Origin of the sequence: Alkalihalobacterium chitinilyticum, assembly GCF_029028005.1 — a bacterium.
In the GTDB taxonomy this organism is placed as follows: Bacteria; Bacillota; Bacilli; order Bacillales; family Bacillaceae_F; genus Alkalihalobacterium; species Alkalihalobacterium chitinilyticum.
The window spans coordinates 1-20,025 of record NZ_JAOTPO010000028.1 but is presented as its reverse complement, the minus strand read 5'-3'; the positions used below and the strand labels follow the sequence as shown (position 1 = coordinate 20,025).

Here is a 20,025-nt window from a genome sequence, read left to right as displayed (position 1 = left end):
TGTCGAAATAAATTACTATAACTATACCACGGATGAAGTTGTTTCGGGTACTAATTTGTTTTCCAGTTGTTAGGGGGCTTGGCTAGGAGACGAGCCTTGTCCGGTAAGAGGATATAACAGGAGTTAAGTGTTCGTGAAGAAGTACCAGCTAATTCCTTTGAAGAAAGACGAAATGGCTTACATGGCCTGAGCCTAATATTTCATTAGTGCAGTGTAGAGGTTATAGGAAAATAAAATCAATAAAAAAAGAAGCTGCCTTCTTTTTGTTAGTCTAATGACTCGCACACATTTTATAAGAAGCAGCTTCCAAGATGTTTATTTTTTTGAGGGGTAAAGCGATAGTCAAGATTGAATATAGATTTGATTATGACCGTTAAGCAACTTTGATGACTTTCTTTTCCTGATCTAACATTGAATTTCCTGACTTTTTCATAAACAGGTGGCGTAAATACGGTAATACCCAACGGTCTCCACCGTAACGGCCTGCATTGGCACCTGCCGCTAAGATAAACATTGAGATTAGTAACATCCAAGGATTAGTTGAAATAGTTCCAGCAAACATAAAGGCAAAGTTCATCATAACTCCAAAGAATGCAGCTGCACTAGTTAAAACTCCAAGAATAAGTCCTAAACCTACGAGAACTTCTCCCCATGCTACCATAAAACTAAATAGTTCAGCATTCGGTATAGCAAACCTCTCTAGAAATGCTACATAATTTGGATAGATCATTGCCTCTCCTTTTAATACAGGATTAGCTACGGAACCTTGCAAATAACCTCCAGCATGAAAATCTCCAGTAACCTTCGACCAGCCAGCTGTTAACCAAGCCCATCCTAGATAAACGCGTAAGAATAAAAGGATCCCCGCTGAAATTGAATGATTTCTAAGAAACTGACCAAACATATTTATTCCTCCTCTAGGCTGTTGATGTACATTTCACCTGGTCGCGACAAGTTTGAATGCTTTAGTTTGTGAAGTGTTTCACATTTTATATGTTAAGGCATTTCTCCACACTTGTCCATAAGTTTGCTCACTATTTCACAAACTGTTCAAAATATAGTCATCTACTAGAGTTCTAATGCTCGCATACTCTTTGGCCCCCTCTGGTACCCTTTCTTCTTCACCTTCCTCCATGACTGTGAAAAAGAAAGGGCATTTTCCTGAACGAAGACCGTATCATTAGCTTTTAGTTCAATAACAAGAGTTTTTATAAGCAAAAAGCAGCTCTAGTATAAATCCGGCACTCTACTTTTAAACACAGGAACATTTTGACGAACGTCTTGCACATCTTTTAATTCCAAGTCTGCTATGATCGTTTCTTCTTTGTCTTGTGAACCTTGAGCAACTAGATCTCCCCACGGGTTAATGACGAGCGATCGACCGCAAAATTCAACATCGTCATACGTTCCGACTCGATTGGATGACACAACGTACATTTGGTTTTCTATCGCTCTGGCTTGTTGTAACGTCGTCCAATGACTTTGACGAGCTTCTGGCCATTCAGCAACAATAAATAACACTTCAGTTCCTGCTAAAGCTAGAGACCGAGCCAGTTCTGGAAAGCGCAGGTCATAACAAATGATGACCGCTGCTTTAACGCCATCAAGCTCAAAGGTTTGAACTTTTTCCTGACCTCCAGCTAAGTATAGATGCTCATTTAACATCGGAACGAGGTGAATTTTATCATACTGATGAACTTGTTCACCTTTTCGATTGAAGACGAGTGCTCGATTGTAGATGTTTTCGCCCTCTTTTGTGGCGATAGAGCCTCCAACGACATTTACTCCGTATTGTTTAGCGAGTTCACTTAACAGGGCAGCTGTTTGTTTCTGATCATTTTCCGCGACTTGATCTAATATAGTTAATGTATAAGCTGTTGTCCACATTTCCGGCAGGACAACGACATCCGGCTTATCTTCTTGGCTTGCTGCTTGCTCGAACCACTGTTTAACTTTTTCGTGGTTTTTTTCAGGCGCACCTGGGACAATATCCATTTGGTAGATCGCAATTTTCATTCGTTAGGCCCTCCGATTCTATTTAAAAAGTTCTAGTTTTTTAATTCGTTCCACCGCTTCTTTTAAACGGTCTTCTTCTTCTAAAAGGCCGACTCGAACGTAGCCTTCTCCACTTTCACCAAATCCTCGACCTGGTGCAACCGCAATATGCGCTTCGTACAGCAGGATGTCGGCAAATTCTTCAGAACTCATTCCTTCAGGACACGGTAACCAAGCAAAGAACGAACCACTGGGTGCCGTTACATTCCAACCAATCGACTGTAATCCTTCAATAAGGACATTGCGACGACCTTCATATTTTTGAGCTAACTCATCGACGCATGTTTGAGGACTAAGAAGTGCGGTAGCGGCTGCCTGTTGAATTGCTCCAAACAAGCTGACATACATATGATCTTGATAAAGGTTAAGCATTTCAATGACTGAAGCATTCCCGACAGCAAAAGCAACACGCCATCCTGCCATATTATATGTCTTCGATAATGTATAAATTTCAATTCCTATGTCTTTTGCACCTTCGGATTGAAGAAAACTTACCGGCTTTTGTCCATCAAAACCGATACCACCGTATGCAAAGTCATGAACAACACAAAAATCATGCTGCTTTGCAAAGGTTACTGTTTCATCGTAGAACTCCTTCGAAGCCGTTGCCCCGGTTGGATTGTTCGGATAGTTTAAGAACATAAGCTTCGCCTGTTTTAATGCCTCTTCTTGAATGGCATTGTAATTTGGAAGGAACTCGTTTTCTTTCTTGAGGGGCATCATTTCCATTCTTCCTCTGGCAAGCGCAACCCCCGACCAATAATCTGGGTAACCTGGATCTGGAACAAGTGCTACATCTCCTGGATTTAACAAGCATTGACTAACTTCAACCAATCCACCTTTGCCTCCAAATAGAATGCACACTTCTTTGTCTGGATCGAGTTCTACATTGTATTCGCGTTTATAAAAGTCAGCGATTGCTTCCTTTAGAAACGGATAGCCCCGAAAAGGTGGATATTTATGATATTGAGGAAGATCGGCTGCTTCTTTTAAACTTGCAACTATATGTTCAGGTGTCGGTTGGTCAGGGTTTCCTTGACCCAGATTAATAATATCTGCCCCCTCTTTAATTAAGGCGCCGACTTTAGCGACTAGACTCGCAAAATATTGTTTCGGTAATTCTGTCATCGTCTGATTCATTTGAAACTCTTTCATCTCTTCACCCCTACATATCATTGCTTTATTAAACTATCCCCATCGTATGAAGCATAACTACTTTTGTCAACGGGTCCTCTTATATTAAAGTGTTGCCAGTGTTAAGGTACCTGGCACCTTCAGTAATGCAGTGCGGTAAAGGTACCTGGCACCCTACAAAGTATGAAGGTGACGGGTTCTTTATGAGATAAGAAAAGGCTGCATTCGTGGAATGCAGCCTAAGCGTGGTTTTCATTTTCAGTTTGTTCTTCTTCTAGGCGTTGTGCTTCAAGGCGTTGTGCTTTTCGATACGAAATTCTTGATATGACAATACTTATTTCATAAAGCATCAGTAACGGAACAGTTACCATTAAATGTGAGATTAATTCAGGTGGTGTAATTAAACCTGCAATTACGAGAAGGCCAAAATACGCAAACTTTCTCACCTTCCCTAGAAATGCGGGTGTTACAATCCCTAATCGTGTTAAGAACATAATAACGACTGGCATTTGGAACAGTAGACCAAACGGTATTGTTAACTGAAAAAGAAATGTAAAATATTCATTAATTCCATACATCTCGTTAATCCCTAATTGCCCTGCTAACGTACCGACAAATTGAATAATAAACGGAAACAAGATGAAATAGGAGAATGAAATACCTGTAAGAAATAATAAAAATGCTATCGGAATATAGGCTAAAGTTACTTTCCTTTCCGTTTCATGCAAACCAGGACTAATAAACGCCCATAGCTGATATAAAATGACTGGGAAAATAATTAAAAATGCACTAAAAAATGCAAACGTCATATATATTCGAAGCGGATCAGTCGGCTTAAAGGCATTCATTGGAATGTCTTGAGCAGTCGGTGCACTTTGAAGAAAGGTAATAATCGGTTTGGCAATAAATAAACCACCAATTAAAGCGATAGCAAAAAAGACGAAAACGATAATTAATCGTCTACGCAATTCACCTATATGGTCATACACAGACATGTCTCTCTGTTCCATTAAATACCCATCCTAACTAGTTTTGGTTCTCTTTTTTCTTAGTGTTATCATCGTCGTCATCAGCTAAACCTTTTGTGGCATTTTTGAACTCACGTAAAGTATTACCTGCTGCTTTCCCTAATGCAGGCAACTTTTTAGGTCCAAAGATTAATAACGCGACTAATCCAATAATAATTAAACTTCCCGGTCCTAATGGCATTATTTACACCTCCTAAATTAATTGTTTACTTTCTATATAGTCATAATAAAAATCATTTATAGGCTTATCCTCTATTATAGCGGATAATGCTTTAAAAAATAAATAAGCGACTGTAACTCAACGGATAAATCGATATGGTGAACCCTAACATTCTCTGGTACTGTTAATCGTGCTGGAGTAAAGTTCAGAATACCACTAATTCCTACTGAAACGAGTCGATCAGCAATTTTTTGAGCCGATTGAGCTGGTACTGTTAAAATCGCCACGGTTACTTCTGGATCTAGATGTTCTTCCAGTTCAGCCAGATTATAAATTTTAACTCCGCCCATTTCTTGTCCAACCTTATCCTCATCAACATCAAATGCCATGACAATCTTTGTATTATTATTTTTTGCAAAATTATAATTTAAAAAGGCTGTACCCAGATTTCCTACTCCTATCAGTAACACTTTTGTCAACTCATCCTGATCTAATGTCTTTCGAAAAAAAGACAGTAAATAATTTACATTATATCCATACCCTTTTTTCCCTAACGCACCAAAATAAGAAAAATCACGGCGGATCGTCGCCGAGTCAACTTTTACAGCTTCACTCAACTCTGACGATGAGACACGTTGCTTTCCTGAGGCATTAAGATTTTCTAAGTAACGATAATACAAGGGCAATCGTTTCGCTGTAGCTTGCGGAATTTTAGGTTGTTCAAATTTCATAGATCGCCTCCAAGGTTTTCACCAATCAGGATGTTACATGTCATATTGTACACTATTTTTGTCTTTCGTGTAATCGTTTTAAACGACTGTTCATGAAGTTGTTGAATAACTTCCGATAAGGTACACTTAGTTTATCATACTTGTTTCATAGCTTTATCTCTTAGTTACCCTATAAGTAGGAAGGATTATTCTTATGATTTTATTACAATGTGTAAATTTAACCAAATCATTCGGTGTAGAACCGATCTTAACCAATATAAAATTTGAAATACAGTCTAAACAACGTATTGCCCTTGTTGGACGAAATGGCGCTGGAAAATCGACGCTATTAAGAATTATCGCTGGACAAATGTCGTATGATTCAGGCGACATTATGATACCAAAAGATGTTAAGCTCGGATATCTCGCTCAGGACACTGGTCTCGAGTCTAATCTTTCCATTTGGGATGAAATGTTATCCGTCTTTGCTGAGCTTCAAAGAAAGGAACGGACGTTAAGAAGACTCGAAGAACAAATGTCTAACCCTGAAAACGACGATTACGAGAAAATTCTCAAGGAATATGACCAACTGCAAGTCAATTTTAAAGACGAAGGCGGCTACCAATACGAAGCCGATATTCGCTCAGTACTCGCTGGATTAAATTTCGCTAATTTCGATTATGATACGAAGATCTCTACTCTAAGCGGGGGTCAAAAAACACGTCTCGCGCTCGGAAAGTTATTATTAACGAAACCAGACTTGCTCATTCTTGATGAGCCGACCAACCACTTGGACATTGCAACACTTTCTTGGCTCGAGCAGTATTTATCTAATTATCCCGGCGCTGTCCTCATTGTCTCACATGACCGATACTTTTTAGATAAAGTCGTTGATCACGTGTACGAGCTCTCGAGAACAAAAGCCACTAAATTTAAAGGAAACTATTCAGACTACCTTGAAGAAAATGCCCTTCGTTACGACCAGGAATTAAAACAGTTTGAAAAACAACAAGAAGAAATTGCAAAGTTAGAAGATTTCGTGCGCCGTAATATTGCTAGAGCATCTACGACGAAAAGAGCGCAAAGCCGCAGAAGAACACTTGAGAGAATGGAACGGTTAGATCGACCGCAAGGCAGTGAAAAATCAGCTAACTTTACTTTTGATATAGAAAAACAAACCGGAAACGAAGTATTGAAAGTACAAGCCCTTTCTGGCGGTTATGATAACGTTGCACTATTTAAAGAGATTACGTTCCAGCTGAATCGCGGTGAGAGTGTTGCCCTAATTGGCCCAAACGGAATTGGGAAATCCACCATGCTTAAAATGATTACAAAAGAATTGCAACCTCTTTCTGGATCCATTACCTATGGAAGCAACGTTGCTATTGGTTATTATGATCAAGAACAAGCAAAATTAACATCAAACAAACAAGTCATTCATGAATTGTGGGATGAATATCCACTGGTGCAAGAAAAAGATATACGCACGGTTCTAGGGAACTTCCTTTTTAGTGGTGATGATGTATTAAAAATCGTCTCTGACTTAAGCGGCGGCGAAAAAGCACGACTTGCCTTAGCAAAGTTAATGTTAAAGAAAGCTAATTTTCTTATCCTGGATGAGCCGACTAACCACCTTGATTTAGACAGCAAGGAAGTTTTAGAGTCTGCTTTAATTGATTATCCAGGAACGATTTTATTTGTGTCTCATGACAGGTATTTCTTAAACCGGATGGCAACACGGATTATCGAACTCTCACAACAAAATATTACGAATTACCTTGGTGATTATGATTATTACTTGCATAAAAAAGATGAAGCTCGTCAATTACATGAACTGGCTAATGAGGAGCAAGCCCACAAAGAAGAACCAAAAAAAGATAAACAAAATTTCCACATGGATAAAGAAGCCAAACGAAAAGAACGTCAAAGACTACGTCGAATCGAAGAAATCGAAGCAACTGTTGATCAGATGGAAACTGAAGTTGCCGAATGGGAACAAGCTTTATGTGAACCATCGGTATATGAAGATCATGAAAAATCTGCACAGCTTCAACAACAAATTGACTCTCATAACGAAACCATCGAACAGTTACTAACCGAGTGGGAAGAACTGCAAGAATAGTTAGGCAAAAGTTAAGTCTGCTTGCCTGCTAACAAGCACTTTAAGGTCCATCCAAACACATTTGGATGGACCTTTTTAATAGACGTGCGACACCGCCTAGTCCAGCAGTACACACCAGCTACTAACTGCGATAAGCCTATCTCCATTAGACTGAAACCACCTGCCACATAAACGAGCACCACAACTTTAATTATATCAACACACTAACCTCTAGTTCCTCTCTCTTCTAACAACCAGTAATAACTAGTGGCTACGATTAAAAACATCGAAGTAGCTGCCGCAACAACCCCTGAATCATTTAGTAACAGTAAGGCAACAGATGTGACGAGCATCGCTTGCAAAATATCTTTTTCCCTTTCGTTCTTGATCCAATTCTTTTGCCGCCACAGGATGATCCCCATTAAAATATAGGAGGTAACAAATAATTGGGTCCAGTTTGAGAACTTAAAAATCTTCCAATTCATTTGCAGCTTTCTTTTAATTACATCGAACATATACGAAAAATCACCGCTCAAAATTCGCTCAAAAGCATATCCAATATGAGTAGGCTTACCACTCATTTGTAATAAAAACAAAAGAATGAGCGAAAAGACTGGGGTTGCAACTAACAAAATAGGCAGCCATACCTTCCATCTTTTCATGAGTGAGCTGTGCTTTACAGCGATAAATCCCCAAGCGATCGCAGCTGATAATGTAGCTCCCGCATTCGTTCCGAGATGACTAGAACCTAACATATAAATGAGGAACCCAAAAAGGATCGTTGTTACAATTAAAAACGTTCGTTTAGATGCTTTCCAAAATGGAATTAGCATCAGTAATCCAGAAATCATATACACGCCTGCATATTCATTTCCTATTCCGTAATACCTCGCTCCGATGATCGGATCATATCCTAAATAGGACCGCTGCATTAAAGGAGAACCTATCCACAAATCAATCGTAATGACCGTAAATTGAATAGCCCCTAGTATAACGAGAGGGTATTTAGTGAATTTTAAAAGAAGCCAGGCCAATACAATAGATAATATAGTTAACAACCAAAAGTAGTAACCGCTATGAACGTACAACAGAACCTTCGACAGAAATAAATACCAAATCGGTGAACTGACCGCAGCTAATAGAATGATTTTTCCCGCATTTATCCACCGAGGGCTTGTCTTCTGCCTCCATAACAAAATTCCTACACTTATTAACATTAAAACTAACAGGGTAATATAGCTAGAAAGGATAACACTTCTAGTACTATATATTTTAAATATCCAATTTACATTATCCACAACATCTTCGTGATCATAATTTGCGTCTAAAATCTCTAGCTGATTTAAAGGTGTCCCCGGTAAACTCGATGGAACTTGTAAGGCAAATGTGGATAGAATGGTCGGAACGATATCAACATTACTGATGATGTATCTTTGTTTTGTCGTTTCTGAGTAAAGCTCAAATGGATGCTGAAGAGATCCCCCCCAATAATAAAAAGGGCTAAGCTGCTTTTTTTCCTTGTACGCCCCAGAATGCATCATCGGGGCGACTAGCATAACATGACGATTACTGTTATCCACAAGAGCTTGAATAAACTGTTCAAATGAAAGCAATGTATGCTCATAGCGCTTCTCAAAGTAGCTGGATATCATCATGTCCTTATTCGAAAATAAACGATGAAAATCCCCCCACTCTACTACAATGAATGATTGGTTACTTTCAGCCTCAACGACGCGAATTTCCTCTAGTAAGTGATTTGAATTCATTCTTACTCCCGCTGGAGCAGCCGGATCTGCCTTTACTACTTTCGTTAACTCTCCTTGAACTTCACCTTTTTTATCGATAGCAAATAAAGACGCATATCGCACTCTTTCTTCTTCTGATAAGTCACTGTTACCGAGTACATATCGTGTAATGCCTTCTTGCTTTAAGGTTTCTCCCAAAAATCCGATCGGTGCGCGGAATGTTGTCGAATTATTTTTTTCAATTAATTTGTGGAGATACGGGTGAAGTAAACTATCCTGTGGATAAGCTCCGGTCCATTGTAAGATATGCTCCTCAACTGACCTTTCATCAATGAATTCTCCTTTTTCAAACGCATTCCATTGATCGACACCGACTCCCCGAATACCGGTACTTAGAGATACTGTATTGCTTAAGTACGAATAACTCCCTTCAGGCCGTACATTTAAAGCAGAAAAACCTGCTCTTCCCCAGACATTTGGGTCACCATTTTCAAGGAGCCATTCCGCTTCTTCAAAAGAAAAATCAGGAACAACGATAAGTATCAGTGACTTTTGTTGTTCATATCCTTTTACGTTAGCTGTTAATAACATCATAAAAAACAAACTAATGATGATGATCCAACTCTTTTTCACACATGCTCTCCTCAACTTATGTATAAATTTTCTGACATATCCACACTATTCACAACGTTATGCACAGGAAAACCATTGATTCTTTAGTTACTTCAAAAGTTATCCCCATTACCCACAAGTTTATCCACATTTTTTTTATAAACAAAATAGAATGCTCTAGAATAAGTTATTCACGCACTTATCCACTTCATACACAGTGTTGTGGATAAGTTTTTTCCACATAAAAAAACACGATTCTTCGTTAAGAATGACGAATTTTGATGTTTTCTTCCCTCAATTTACTCTTAATTAAAGAATTTCAAACAAAAAATCCCTTCTTTCAGCATAGACTGATAAGAAAGGATTTAAACTTTTTATTCACAGGTATCTAGTTCAAGACCTGGGTTTGCATTAAGTGCCCAATCGGAAAATTTGCCTTGCTGTAATAAAATACTGGCAGCTGCCCCTATCATCGCAGCGTTATCTGTACATAGAGAGAGTGGTGGAATAATTAATTCCACTTCAGAGTTTTCAAACTCTTGTTCTAATCTTGCCCGAAGACCGCGGTTGGCCGCAACTCCGCCTGCTAACAGCAACTGCTTTACTTTATACTCTTCTGCAGCTTTCTTTGTCTTTGTCACTAACACATCAATAACACTTTCTTGGAAACTGGCTGCTAAGTCTGCAGGTTCAATCGTTTCTCCCCGCTGTTTCGCATTATGAAGAGTATTAATAACTGCTGATTTTAATCCGCTGAAACTAAATTCATACGCTTGGGGATCAAGCCACGCTCTAGGTAAATCAATCGTTACCTTCCCCTCATGTGCAAGTTTGTCAATATGAGGACCTCCTGGATAAGGTAAATTTAACGTTCTTGCCACCTTATCATAGGCTTCTCCTACTGCATCATCTCTCGTTTCACCAATTACTTTAAACGAACCATGTTCCTTCATATAAATGATCTCTGTATGACCACCAGATACAACTAAAGCCAATAATGGGAACTCCATTTCTTTGACTAAACGATTCGCATAAATGTGCCCGGCGATATGATGTACACCGATTAAAGGAAGGTTATGAGCAAATGCCAGCGCTTTAGCAGCATTTACTCCCATTAACAGGGCACCCACTAACCCGGGTCCTTCTGTGACTGCAATCGCATCTAACTGTGAATATGTTACATCTGCTTCTTCCATTGCCGCTTCAAATATGTATGTCATTTTTTCCACATGATGACGGGAGGCTATTTCCGGGACGACGCCTCCAAACCGCTTGTGGCTTTCTATTTGTGAAGAAACGACGTTTGAGAGTATTTCTGTTCCATTTTTAATAACTGCCGCTGAAGTCTCATCACAGCTTGTCTCAATTGCTAATATCAATTCATCCTTCATCTTTTAACACCGCCCACATGACTAATGCATCCTCTAGATTGTCTGTATAATAATTTTTCCTAATCCCGCCTGCCATAAAACCTAGTTTCTCATATAATCCTTTTGCCGCTACATTTGAAACTCGAACTTCCAGCGTCATTTTTAATGCCCCATACATTTTTGCAAGTTCCATTACATATAAAAGTAACGTTTCCCCATAATTGTTTCCTCTATATTGTGAGAGAATTGCAATATTTGTGATATGTGCTTCATCCATTACGAGCCATACACCACAATAGCCGATGATCACTCCTTCGAGCTCCATAACGACATAATGAGCAAACTGATTGCTCGTTAACTCATTATAAAACGCCGTCCGGCTCCACGGAACAGTAAACGCATCTTTCTCGACAATAAGGACCTGATCAAGGTCATCTACTGTCATGAAGCGAATGCCAGGCTCCGTCATGTGGTTTCCCCTTTATTTTGCGCTTCTAACCATTTCACTTCAGCTTCAGCAAGCTGCAAGTATTGGGGAACAAAATCATGGACATTGCTTTGATGTTCTTTTTTCATACCAAGCTGTGCTAATTCAGATGGTCGAGGATTTTGCATGGATAGATAAGGAAATATCGCACGATCTCCTAGTGCAGCCTCAATCTTCTCTTGATGTAATGCTAAATCATTACTAAGGAATAAAACATTTTCTTTCATTTCTTTGAATTGTTCAAGCCAGTCTTCAAGCAGGACGAGTTGATCTTTTTCTTGATTAACAACATCTTGTCCGTCACTTTTATAAAGACCGGTATACACTTGACCTCGTCTAGCATCAAAAAAAGGACAGATATACCCGTTAAAAAAGCGACCGTTTTGAGCAACGACTTCCAGACTAGAAACACCTGCAATCGGAATATTTAAAGTCCAAGCCAATGTTTTAGCCGTTGTTACACCTATTCTTACACCTGTATACGATCCAGGTCCATGAGCAACAATCACTCTTTCTAAATCTCCAGGCTCCATATCGACTTCTTTCATTAATTGTGAGATGGCAGGCATTAAGCGGACCGAATGATTTTTCTTTAAATTAGTAATCATTTCGCCAACAACTTTATCACCATCAATAACGGCAATGCCCATTACTAAATTGGTTGTATCAATTGCGATTGCTTTCATTTATAATAACTCCTTACACAGCGAAATGAACCGTTCACCTTTTGGGCGTAATTCAAATGTTCGTTCATCATTTCCAGTATGGTATATGTAAATGTCAAGACGTTCTTCTGGTAACATTTCCTCGATCATGCTCGCCCATTCAATGACTGTTACCCCTTCACCTTCAAAATATTCATCAAAACCTAAATCTTCTTCACTATGCTCCAGCCGGTAAACATCCATATGATACAACGGGATATGACCTTTATATTCTTTAATAATCGTAAATGTAGGACTATTAATTACACGTTGGACGCCTAACCCTTTGCCAATTCCCTTAGTAAAACTTGTTTTTCCAGCGCCTAAATCCCCTTCTAACGTAAGGACGTCTCCAGGTGTTAAATGCTTAGCTAATCGTTCTCCGAATTCAAACGTTTCTTCTGGAGAATGACTGTTCCACGTATATTTCTCCATAATTTCACCTGTCTACTTAAAATGATTGTAGCCTTCCTTTTTTAATTCAACCAAATTTTCTTCGGTTTGTAAAAAGACTTTTGCTTCACCTGCAGTAACCTTCCCTATAACAGAAGCAGTAACCCCTTGTTTTTCTAATTGTTTATGTACCATTTCCCAGTTTTCTTCAGACATCGTTCCAATAAGTTGAAAGTCTTCGCCACCAAACAAAGCCCACTTTAACCGTTGCTCGGGATCAATGGCATCAATCACTGGAATAATTGGAATTTTATTTTCTTCTATAACAATCGTTACTCCGCTAGCCTCAGCAATCTCATTGGCTTCACTCGCTAAACCATCACTTACATCATTTAATGCAAGTCTACAATTGGATTGTGCAAGAACACGACCAGCCTTCACTTGCGGTTGTGGCATTTGATGGGATTGAATGAGCTCCATTTCTTCTTTTGAAAATGAACCAGTCCGTGTTTTTTCAAATAATAAGTGCAAACCCGCAGCACTTGAACCGACATTTCCAGTAACAAATACAAGGTCACCTGACTTCGCTTGGCTTCTTAACAAACGACGTCCTTTTTCAATTTTACCAATAACAGTGACCGATATCACGAGCTTATCTTTCGTTGAAACGGTATCACCGCCAATTAAGTCCATCTCATATTGAGAGGCCAGCTTCGACATGCCTTCATAAATCTCATATAATTCTTCATCTTCCCAATCTTTGGGGATGGCAATCGAAACCAAATAAAAGAGCGGCGTTCCTCCCATAGCAGCAATATCACTAATATTGACGGCCAAGGCCTTGTGACCGATGTGAAATGGAGCCATCGTGTCCTTACGGAAGTGGATATCTTCCACCATAGTATCGACACAAATCACTTCATCATAAGCACCTTCAATATGAAATAAAGCAGCATCATCCCCTATCCCATGAATTAATTCACGTTGTTTGACCTGCTTCGGTGTAATCTTAGTAATAAAAGAAAATTCATCCTGCATTAAGTTTCACCCTTTTGGTAATCATAGAAAAAAAACCTTAGGAACTGTACTCCTAAGGTGTTTCTGTTGATTATTATTCGTAACGTTCTTTTATGTAAATCATTAATTAATTTGGTTGCAATCTTCAAGTACTACTTATATTACCTTTCAGGTTGTTTATTCAAGAAAGATGCGGTAATTATTTTGGTTGCGGGGATAGGATTTGAACCTATGACCTTCGGGTTATGAGCCCGACGAGCTACCAGACTGCTCCACCCCGCGACGATATGAAATTAAAGCTGGATACGTATGCGTAAATCTCGGCGACTTTGTGATACCGATGTAAGCTTCGTTACCAACAGTTATTATAGTGTACCATATGTTATTTCTTTATGCAAGAAATTATGATTTTTATTTCTTGGTGAGTTGCTCAACCAACCCTCTATAAATAGCATAGCCAAAATCGTTTCAATCTATACCTAAATTATGAATTAAACGATAAAGAGGCTGACTTGCAGCCTCTTCTACATTATCCTTTAGCCTTTGCAATAGCATTTTCAAATGTTTCGATGATGTCTAACTCATCTTCAATACCGATTGATATACGAACAAGTCCTTCTGTAATTCCAAGTTTCTCACGAGTTGCTTCAGGAATCGTTCGGTGCGATGTTCGAATTGGATAAGAAACCGTTGTTTCTACACCCGCTAATGTTGGTGCAATTTTTATCCATTCTAACGATTTAAAGAAGTGCTCTACATTTACAGTTTGGTCTAATTCTATCGAAACCATTGCCCCATTTCCCTTTGCTGAAAGGTCAGCAGGGTAATACACTTTTAATACGCCTTCATTAGACTTTAACGCATTGGCTAGTGCAAGAGCATTCTTGGACTGCCGTTCCATGCGAATGCTTAACGTTTTTAATCCGCGGCAGGCTAACCAAGCTTCAAAGGGACTTAAATTACACCCTAAACTAACTACTTTGCCTCTAGCTTTTTCAATTAATTCTTTTTTACCTACTAATACTCCAGCTGTTACATCGCTATGACCACCGATGTATTTGGTTGCACTATGAACGACAAGATCTGCTCCAAACGTTGTTGGCTGTAAAAGATAAGGCGTTGCAAATGTATTATCGATCATTGTAATTAAACCAAACTCGTCCGCAATTTCTTTAACCATTTCTAGATTCTCAACACGTAATAATGGATTCGTTACAGATTCTGTATAAATTAACTTCGTTGTAGGTAAGACCGCACTTTTGATCTCTTCGATCGATTCAAACGATACAAAATTTACTTCAATACCTAGATTATGTAATTCAACGGCTAATAGTTGATAAGTGCCTCCATATAAATCTTCTGAAGCCACAATATGCTCTCCAGGTTTAACGACAGCTAAAATGCCCGCCAATATAGCTGACATTCCTGAAGATGTAGCTACACCGTCCTCTGCTTCTTCAATAGCCGCAACACCTTTTCCTAGATCCTCCGTATTTGGATTACCAAATCGAGAATAGAGAAATTCCTTTTCTCCTTGATAAAAACTTTCCATATCTTCTAGATCCTTAAAAGTAAACGCTGATGTTTGATAAATCGGTTGAGCTTTACTCATATTTCTCGCTACATCTTTTGACTGAAAGTGTACAGTTCTCGTATTAAATCGTTGCCCCATCTTATGACTCCACCTTTATTCAATCTTTTCTTTTGTAAATTTTGTTAACTTCATCTTAACAGTTTTAACGATTTCTTAACACAAATTGATATTAGCAAAATAATGGCTTAACAAAGAGACGTTATAGTAATCAGTGTTAAACAAAATCCTAACAAAGCAAACATTATTAAAACATAATTTACGCTTTGTTAATAAAACCCAGGAGGTATTTATATCTATGAAACATTCTTTACGTTTTATCGGCCTTATCATTCTTAGTATTATTCTTTTAGCTGCATGTGGCGGGAAAGACACAGCTGTACCACAAACTGAAACAGCTGGCACAACTACAGACAGTAATTCATCAGAGGGTCAAGATGAGCGTGCGGATTGGCCAGAGAAAGTTCGCTTCGCTGTTACAGGTATTGAAGGTTTAGAAGAGTTACAACGTCAGTTTGGACCATTCAAAGAATTACTAGAAGATTTAACTGAAGTAGAATTTGAATTCTTCGCTTTATCCGATCGTGTTATCTCTGCTACCGCAATGGAATATGGTCAAGTTGACATGATTTTAGCTGGTCCTTCTGAATATGCACAAATTAAAGCTGCTGCACCTGATGCAGAACCACTAGCAGCGTTAGAGCGGGATCAGTACCATACTGTAGTTATTGTACACGAAGAAAGTGATATGAAGGAAGTTGAAGATTTAAAAGGTAAAAAAGTAGCAATGAAAGACATCGGTTCAACAAGCGGTCATATCGGACCAAGTTCAATGTTGCTAGAAATGGGATTAGATCTTGATCGTGATGTAGAAATCATGTTGCTTGGTGATGCACGAATCGATGCATTTAAAAACGGTGATGTGGACGCTTTAGCTACAGGAGTTCGTGACTTTGTAAAGATGGTAGAAGAAGATGGTGAAGGAAAATATCGCATTTTATTAGAAGGCCCACCACTCCCACAAGACCCATTTGTAGCTAGTGGAGAACTACCTGAAAGTTTCCGTGCGGAATTCTCGCGTATTTTACTTGAACATCAAGATGAAATTTTAGGAGCTATCTTAGTCAGTGAAGATAACAAAAAATATAATAAGGCCAAAATTGTCCCTATTACAGATGCGGATTATGACTTAATGCGCGAGACCTATCGTGTACTAGGAATTGAGCTTTAAAAATTAGGAGGGCTAAAATGATTTCATTGGAGGTAAACAACTTAACTAAAGTTTATCCTGATGGCACAAAAGCTCTAGATAATGTTAGCTTTAAAGTGAATCCTGGAGAAGGCGTTGTGCTCTTAGGGCACAACGGCTCTGGGAAATCTACTTTATTCCGTTGCATTACTAGCTTTGAAAAGCCAACATCAGGAAACATAGTCATTGATGAAACCGACATTACTACACTTTCAAAAAGCAAACTTCGTCCCATTAGAAAAAAAGTAGGGATGGTTTTTCAACACTTCAATTTAATTAACAACTTGAGCGTATTTCAAAATGTTCTTTTTGGCGCGCTAGGTCATACGAAGACATCCTTTCATACATTTGCACCATTCGCTTCAGAAGAACTTCGGATGAAAGCGATGGATTGTTTAGACCGTGTAGGTTTATCACATTTTGCTAAACGTCGTGCTGATCAACTTTCTGGAGGGCAGCAACAACGCGTTGCTATTGCTCGCATGTTGATGCAAGATCCAGAAATTGTTTTAGCGGATGAACCGATAGCGAGTCTTGATCCAAAAGCCGGCCGTGAAGTAATGGACTTACTTTGGGAGATTGTCCAAGAACGTGGATTATCTGTCGTTTCGATCCTTCATCAAATGGACATTGCCATGGAATACGGTGAACGAATTATTGCATTAAAAAAGGGAAATATGATTATCGATGAAAGTGTGAAAAAGCTGGATCGAGCCTTCCTTGATACTTTATACCATCAAGAGGATTTTACAGAAACGGAAGGAGAAAAAGCCGGTGCATAATAAAATGAATTCTAACAAAAATCTAAATAAACTTATGCCAAAGCGTTTCAAACGGCCTTCCCTGCTGGCGTGGATCGGCTGGGTCATCTTCTTCTCATTTATCATCATGGGTGTGAATAATGCGAACATTACACTCGACCGTTTAGGTAACGGTGTACTCAATATGGGGAAATTCGTTGGAAATGCTTTTCCTCCAGATGCCTCTCGTATTGGTCCCATTATGCAAAGAATCCTAGAAACGTTTGAGATTGCTTTAGTCGGTACGGCTATTGGAGTTGTACTTAGCTTACCAATTGCGGTATTGGCTGCTACGAACACAAGCCCGCATCCTGTTATCCGCTCTGCGGTTCGCAGTATTGTCTCTACATTACGTACCATTCCTGATTTAATTTGGGCGTTAATTTTTGTTATCTCAGTTGGATTAGGTCCACTTGCTGGAATTTTAACAATTGCTGTCGATACCATCGGCTTCTGCGCTCGCTTTTTCTCAGAACGGATAGAAGAAATAGACAAAGGTCCTTCTCAAGCACTAGAATCAACAGGTGCTTCAAGATTTGGGATCATTGCAGGTTCGGTTATTCCAATAGGCTTCCCTTCCTTTGTCGGTACAAGCTTATATGCTGTTGAAAAAGCCATTCGATCGGCAGTAATCTTAGGTCTCGTCGGTGCTGGTGGTATTGGAGTGGAATTAAATACAGCGATGTCGCTTAGACGTTTTGATGAAGCATTAATGATTATTATATTAATCTTAATCATCGTCATTGCCGTTGAACAAATCTCAACAGCTATCCGGAAAAAGGTCATATAAACCTAAAAAGAGTAAGGCTTCGTTCCTTACTCTTTACTTCGTTTCAGGTCCACCCACTTTTAATTAATAATGGAACCAGACGACTGCCTCCTGCATTTTATAATAATAGGAGGTTTTTCTCATGCGTGTATTTATTATTTTTACTGTTCTTCTCTTTTTGTCTGGTTTTCAAAAAACGAAACTGCAGTCTAATTTTGAGGAATACGGTTTATATAAAAAGCAATCTGACGATGAAAAAGGCTGATCTGTAAACCGAGAAGTTTCCAATATGTAGATAGCCAAGCCTAAAGGAAGACTAGACTAATGAAACTGTATTAAAAAATACTATAAACCCAGTTTAGACCACTCAAATAATGAACCTGGATCAGCTTTTCTTCCAGGGGCGTATTCATCATGCCCAATTACGTGATTTCGATCTCTTACAATAGAAGGGTTTCTCTCGAAAATATCATTCAGTAAAGCATTTAGTGATTCGTATTGTTCGTCGGTATAACCTATCATTGTTGGGTCGATTACATTGTAGACCCGTACTGGTATTGCAGGAAACATTTCTTCTCTCGTACCGATAGCAAGGAGTTCAATACCGATCGAAAATTCATTTAAGCGGTTCGTATAGTCAGGATAATCTTGAAGCTCTCCTGCCCCGGCATGATAAGCGACACGATCTTCTGATACGAGCTGAAAAACGGTCCCATTTCTCCCAATCATATAGTGTGCCGACAAACCATACTCCTCAAAAATGGAATAGACATCATCAGGGTTATAAGGGTCTTCCGGTTTTCTTGCAGCATTGCTTATAAAATGAACCATTACATGAGTGATTGTCTCCAACCGCGGTTTGGAGTTTTCCAGTGGTAAAAGATAATCTACGGCATTAATATTATTTTTTCGTGTCTCCTCAGACTGAATCATTAAGTCCTTCTTCTCCACCTTCGATTGCTCTTCTATTGCTTGTAAAGTGTCATGTCCGATCGTTTGGGAGTTATCAGTTGTTGTGCATCCTATTAAAAGTAAGCTTACAAAGAGTATATTTATTCCTACGCTTCTTACCATATTTACCACCCAACAAAAAATATATAATACCTAAGTATTATATCAAAACTCCTAATATTATCTATATTTGTTTTATAAAATATAAAGGTAACTTAATAATAGTTTTGACCTTCCAAATTTAAAAGGTAATCGTGGTCAGTGGGTTTACTTCCTCAAACTGCAAGCTGCATTTCCCTTATGTTTTTTAAATTAAGTGCTTTTGCTTCTGATGACGTTTCATGTCTTTTATGTTCGTCTATGGTTTCACGGACTGAGAGGCTCTTATTTATACTAAAAACATAAGCATGATTTATCCAAATCTTAATCAATAAAGTCAAGTTAAAAAAGCACAACGCCTAGCGACGTCCCTCTAAACCTTTCTATCCTACGGGGATGTGGTCCATGACGTCTCACCTTCGATCCCCCTCATGTTGTTCTACGAAAAGAAAGGTTTCCTCTCACAGGGGGACATGTTGTCTCGCTTCGAACCTTTCACACGTTGTTTCCATCAGCAGATCCTTCGAAGGGTTACCTCTTCGAGCCAAAGCTCTTCACCGCTTGAAGCCTACTCAACCTTTTTCATACTAAAAAGCACAACCCATTTGGATTGTGCTTTGTGCCTAGCGACGTCCTACTCTCACAGGGGGAAGCCCCCAACTACCATCGGCGCTGAAGAGCTTAACTACCGTGTTCGGCATGGGAACGGGTGTGGCCTCTTCGCTATCGCCACTAGACTTTATGGATTTTGATAAGCTTCGAATTTCTTCGTCAGTTTTGCCCTTCTGGTACTCACGTATTAACATACGATCCGTTCCTCAGGACTTCACTTCCTTGAACTTCTTGCTTCTAAAAATCCTTATTATATTGAGAGTGGTTCTCTCAAAACTGGATAATGGCTAGATGAATTCAACGCTTTATTCATTTGGATAAGTCCTCGACCGATTAGTATCTCTCAGCTCCACGTGTCGCCACGCTTCCACCCGAGACCTATCAACCTCATCATCTCTAAGGGGTCTTACTTACTTAACGTAATGGGAAATCTCATCT

The 20,025-nt window shown here is 39.1% G+C and carries 19 protein-coding genes, 1 tRNA gene and 2 rRNA genes; 5 read left to right on the top strand and 17 right to left on the bottom strand.

Annotation, left to right across the window (positions count from 1 at the left end; all coding sequences use genetic code 11):
* Positions 1-373: 373 nt before the first annotated feature.
* From N7Z68_RS23095 to N7Z68_RS23070, 6 genes are all read right to left on the bottom strand, one after another.
* Positions 374-904, bottom strand: a complete 531-nt coding sequence (locus tag N7Z68_RS23095; RefSeq protein WP_275120788.1) for a DoxX family protein — start codon at positions 902-904, stop codon at positions 374-376.
* Between the two features lie 323 nt (positions 905-1,227).
* Positions 1,228-2,016 carry a carbon-nitrogen family hydrolase gene (locus N7Z68_RS23090; RefSeq protein ID WP_275120787.1) on the bottom strand — a complete coding sequence of 263 codons (789 nt, stop codon included), beginning with the start codon at positions 2,014-2,016 and terminating at the stop codon, positions 1,228-1,230.
* Positions 2,017-2,034: 18 nt separating this feature from the next.
* Entirely contained in the window at positions 2,035-3,210 is a 1,176-nt protein-coding gene (locus N7Z68_RS23085; RefSeq protein WP_275120786.1) for a pyridoxal phosphate-dependent aminotransferase, read from the bottom strand.
* Between the two features lie 218 nt (positions 3,211-3,428).
* Entirely contained in the window at positions 3,429-4,199 is a 771-nt protein-coding gene (tatC, locus tag N7Z68_RS23080; RefSeq protein WP_275120785.1) for a twin-arginine translocase subunit TatC, read from the bottom strand.
* Positions 4,200-4,215: 16 nt separating this feature from the next.
* The gene (gene tatAY, locus N7Z68_RS23075; protein WP_275120784.1) at positions 4,216-4,398 is read right to left on the bottom strand and encodes a sec-independent protein translocase protein TatAY; all 183 of its coding nucleotides are present in this window, start codon (positions 4,396-4,398) and stop codon (positions 4,216-4,218) included.
* Between the two features lie 74 nt (positions 4,399-4,472).
* Positions 4,473-5,108: a redox-sensing transcriptional repressor Rex gene (locus tag N7Z68_RS23070; RefSeq protein ID WP_275120783.1), complete on the bottom strand. Its 636-nt coding sequence runs from the start codon at positions 5,106-5,108 to the stop codon at positions 4,473-4,475.
* Between the two features lie 193 nt (positions 5,109-5,301).
* On the opposite strand from N7Z68_RS23070, the gene N7Z68_RS23065 reads away from it, so the two are divergent.
* The gene (locus tag N7Z68_RS23065; RefSeq protein WP_275120782.1) at positions 5,302-7,209 is read left to right on the top strand and encodes an ABC-F family ATP-binding cassette domain-containing protein; all 1,908 of its coding nucleotides are present in this window, start codon (positions 5,302-5,304) and stop codon (positions 7,207-7,209) included.
* Between the two features lie 203 nt (positions 7,210-7,412).
* On the opposite strand, the gene N7Z68_RS23060 is transcribed toward N7Z68_RS23065, so the two are convergent.
* The 8 genes from N7Z68_RS23060 to N7Z68_RS23025 form a co-directional block, all read right to left on the bottom strand.
* A complete protein-coding gene (locus tag N7Z68_RS23060; protein WP_275120781.1) occupies positions 7,413-9,566 on the bottom strand; it encodes a hypothetical protein in 2,154 nt (717 codons plus the stop codon).
* A gap of 353 nt (positions 9,567-9,919) precedes the next feature.
* Positions 9,920-10,936, bottom strand: a complete 1,017-nt coding sequence (gene tsaD, locus N7Z68_RS23055; protein WP_275120780.1) for a tRNA (adenosine(37)-N6)-threonylcarbamoyltransferase complex transferase subunit TsaD — start codon at positions 10,934-10,936, stop codon at positions 9,920-9,922.
* Positions 10,926-11,384 carry a ribosomal protein S18-alanine N-acetyltransferase gene (gene rimI, locus N7Z68_RS23050; RefSeq protein WP_275120779.1) on the bottom strand — a complete coding sequence of 153 codons (459 nt, stop codon included), beginning with the start codon at positions 11,382-11,384 and terminating at the stop codon, positions 10,926-10,928. The genes tsaD and rimI overlap by 11 nt, the downstream gene beginning before the upstream one ends.
* Positions 11,381-12,088, bottom strand: coding sequence for a tRNA (adenosine(37)-N6)-threonylcarbamoyltransferase complex dimerization subunit type 1 TsaB (gene tsaB, locus N7Z68_RS23045; protein ID WP_275120778.1), 708 nt, complete (start codon positions 12,086-12,088; stop codon positions 11,381-11,383). The genes rimI and tsaB overlap by 4 nt, the downstream gene beginning before the upstream one ends.
* Entirely contained in the window at positions 12,089-12,541 is a 453-nt protein-coding gene (tsaE, locus tag N7Z68_RS23040) for a tRNA (adenosine(37)-N6)-threonylcarbamoyltransferase complex ATPase subunit type 1 TsaE (protein WP_275120777.1), read from the bottom strand.
* A 12-nt stretch (positions 12,542-12,553) separates the two neighbouring features.
* A complete protein-coding gene (thiL, locus tag N7Z68_RS23035; protein WP_275120776.1) occupies positions 12,554-13,537 on the bottom strand; it encodes a thiamine-phosphate kinase in 984 nt (327 codons plus the stop codon).
* Positions 13,538-13,721: 184 nt separating this feature from the next.
* Positions 13,722-13,798 (bottom strand) — tRNA-Met (locus N7Z68_RS23030).
* A 247-nt stretch (positions 13,799-14,045) separates the two neighbouring features.
* On the bottom strand, positions 14,046-15,188 hold the full coding sequence (locus N7Z68_RS23025) for a trans-sulfuration enzyme family protein (protein WP_275120775.1): 1,143 nt from the start codon (positions 15,186-15,188) through the stop codon (positions 14,046-14,048).
* Positions 15,189-15,405: 217 nt separating this feature from the next.
* Here N7Z68_RS23025 and phnD point away from each other — a divergent pair, with 217 nt between their 5' ends.
* From phnD to N7Z68_RS23005, 4 genes are all read left to right on the top strand, one after another.
* Positions 15,406-16,338, top strand: coding sequence for a phosphate/phosphite/phosphonate ABC transporter substrate-binding protein (gene phnD, locus N7Z68_RS23020; protein ID WP_275120774.1), 933 nt, complete (start codon positions 15,406-15,408; stop codon positions 16,336-16,338).
* Positions 16,339-16,355: 17 nt separating this feature from the next.
* Positions 16,356-17,138 carry a phosphonate ABC transporter ATP-binding protein gene (phnC, locus tag N7Z68_RS23015; protein WP_275120773.1) on the top strand — a complete coding sequence of 261 codons (783 nt, stop codon included), beginning with the start codon at positions 16,356-16,358 and terminating at the stop codon, positions 17,136-17,138.
* Positions 17,131-17,946, top strand: a complete 816-nt coding sequence (phnE, locus tag N7Z68_RS23010; protein WP_275120772.1) for a phosphonate ABC transporter, permease protein PhnE — start codon at positions 17,131-17,133, stop codon at positions 17,944-17,946. Before phnC ends, phnE begins: the two co-directional genes overlap by 8 nt.
* 121 nt (positions 17,947-18,067) lie before the next feature.
* Complete coding sequence (locus N7Z68_RS23005) at positions 18,068-18,190, top strand: hypothetical protein (protein ID WP_275120771.1); 123 nt, start codon at positions 18,068-18,070, stop codon at positions 18,188-18,190.
* A gap of 80 nt (positions 18,191-18,270) precedes the next feature.
* Here the strand turns inward: N7Z68_RS23005 and N7Z68_RS23000 are convergent, their stop codons facing one another.
* The 3 genes from N7Z68_RS23000 to N7Z68_RS22990 form a co-directional block, all read right to left on the bottom strand.
* On the bottom strand, positions 18,271-18,999 hold the full coding sequence (locus tag N7Z68_RS23000) for an N-acetylmuramoyl-L-alanine amidase (RefSeq protein WP_275120770.1): 729 nt from the start codon (positions 18,997-18,999) through the stop codon (positions 18,271-18,273).
* A gap of 597 nt (positions 19,000-19,596) precedes the next feature.
* A 5S ribosomal RNA gene (gene rrf / locus N7Z68_RS22995) occupies positions 19,597-19,712 on the bottom strand.
* A 188-nt stretch (positions 19,713-19,900) separates the two neighbouring features.
* Positions 19,901-20,025, bottom strand: a 23S ribosomal RNA gene (locus tag N7Z68_RS22990); the annotation flags it as partial.

Bases quoted from the DNA above. Each gene is read 5' to 3' on its own strand.
- N7Z68_RS23095 (WP_275120788.1), bottom strand. From the start codon at position 904: ATGTTTGGTCAGTTTCTTAGAAATCATTCAATTTCAGCGGGGATCCTT.
- N7Z68_RS23090 (WP_275120787.1), bottom strand. From the start codon at position 2,016: ATGAAAATTGCGATCTACCAAATGGATATTGTCCCAGGTGCGCCTGAA.
- N7Z68_RS23085 (WP_275120786.1), bottom strand. From the start codon at position 3,210: ATGAAAGAGTTTCAAATGAATCAGACGATGACAGAATTACCGAAACAA.
- tatC (WP_275120785.1), bottom strand. From the start codon at position 4,199: ATGGAACAGAGAGACATGTCTGTGTATGACCATATAGGTGAATTGCGT.
- tatAY (WP_275120784.1), bottom strand. From the start codon at position 4,398: ATGCCATTAGGACCGGGAAGTTTAATTATTATTGGATTAGTCGCGTTA.
- N7Z68_RS23070 (WP_275120783.1), bottom strand. From the start codon at position 5,108: ATGAAATTTGAACAACCTAAAATTCCGCAAGCTACAGCGAAACGATTG.
- N7Z68_RS23065 (WP_275120782.1), top strand. From the start codon at position 5,302: ATGATTTTATTACAATGTGTAAATTTAACCAAATCATTCGGTGTAGAA.
- tsaD (WP_275120780.1), bottom strand. From the start codon at position 10,936: ATGAAGGATGAATTGATATTAGCAATTGAGACAAGCTGTGATGAGACT.
- rimI (WP_275120779.1), bottom strand. From the start codon at position 11,384: ATGACGGAGCCTGGCATTCGCTTCATGACAGTAGATGACCTTGATCAG.
- tsaB (WP_275120778.1), bottom strand. From the start codon at position 12,088: ATGAAAGCAATCGCAATTGATACAACCAATTTAGTAATGGGCATTGCC.
- tsaE (WP_275120777.1), bottom strand. From the start codon at position 12,541: ATGGAGAAATATACGTGGAACAGTCATTCTCCAGAAGAAACGTTTGAA.
- thiL (WP_275120776.1), bottom strand. From the start codon at position 13,537: ATGCAGGATGAATTTTCTTTTATTACTAAGATTACACCGAAGCAGGTC.
- N7Z68_RS23025 (WP_275120775.1), bottom strand. From the start codon at position 15,188: ATGGGGCAACGATTTAATACGAGAACTGTACACTTTCAGTCAAAAGAT.
- phnD (WP_275120774.1), top strand. From the start codon at position 15,406: ATGAAACATTCTTTACGTTTTATCGGCCTTATCATTCTTAGTATTATT.
- phnC (WP_275120773.1), top strand. From the start codon at position 16,356: ATGATTTCATTGGAGGTAAACAACTTAACTAAAGTTTATCCTGATGGC.
- N7Z68_RS23005 (WP_275120771.1), top strand. From the start codon at position 18,068: ATGCGTGTATTTATTATTTTTACTGTTCTTCTCTTTTTGTCTGGTTTT.
- N7Z68_RS23000 (WP_275120770.1), bottom strand. From the start codon at position 18,999: ATGGTAAGAAGCGTAGGAATAAATATACTCTTTGTAAGCTTACTTTTA.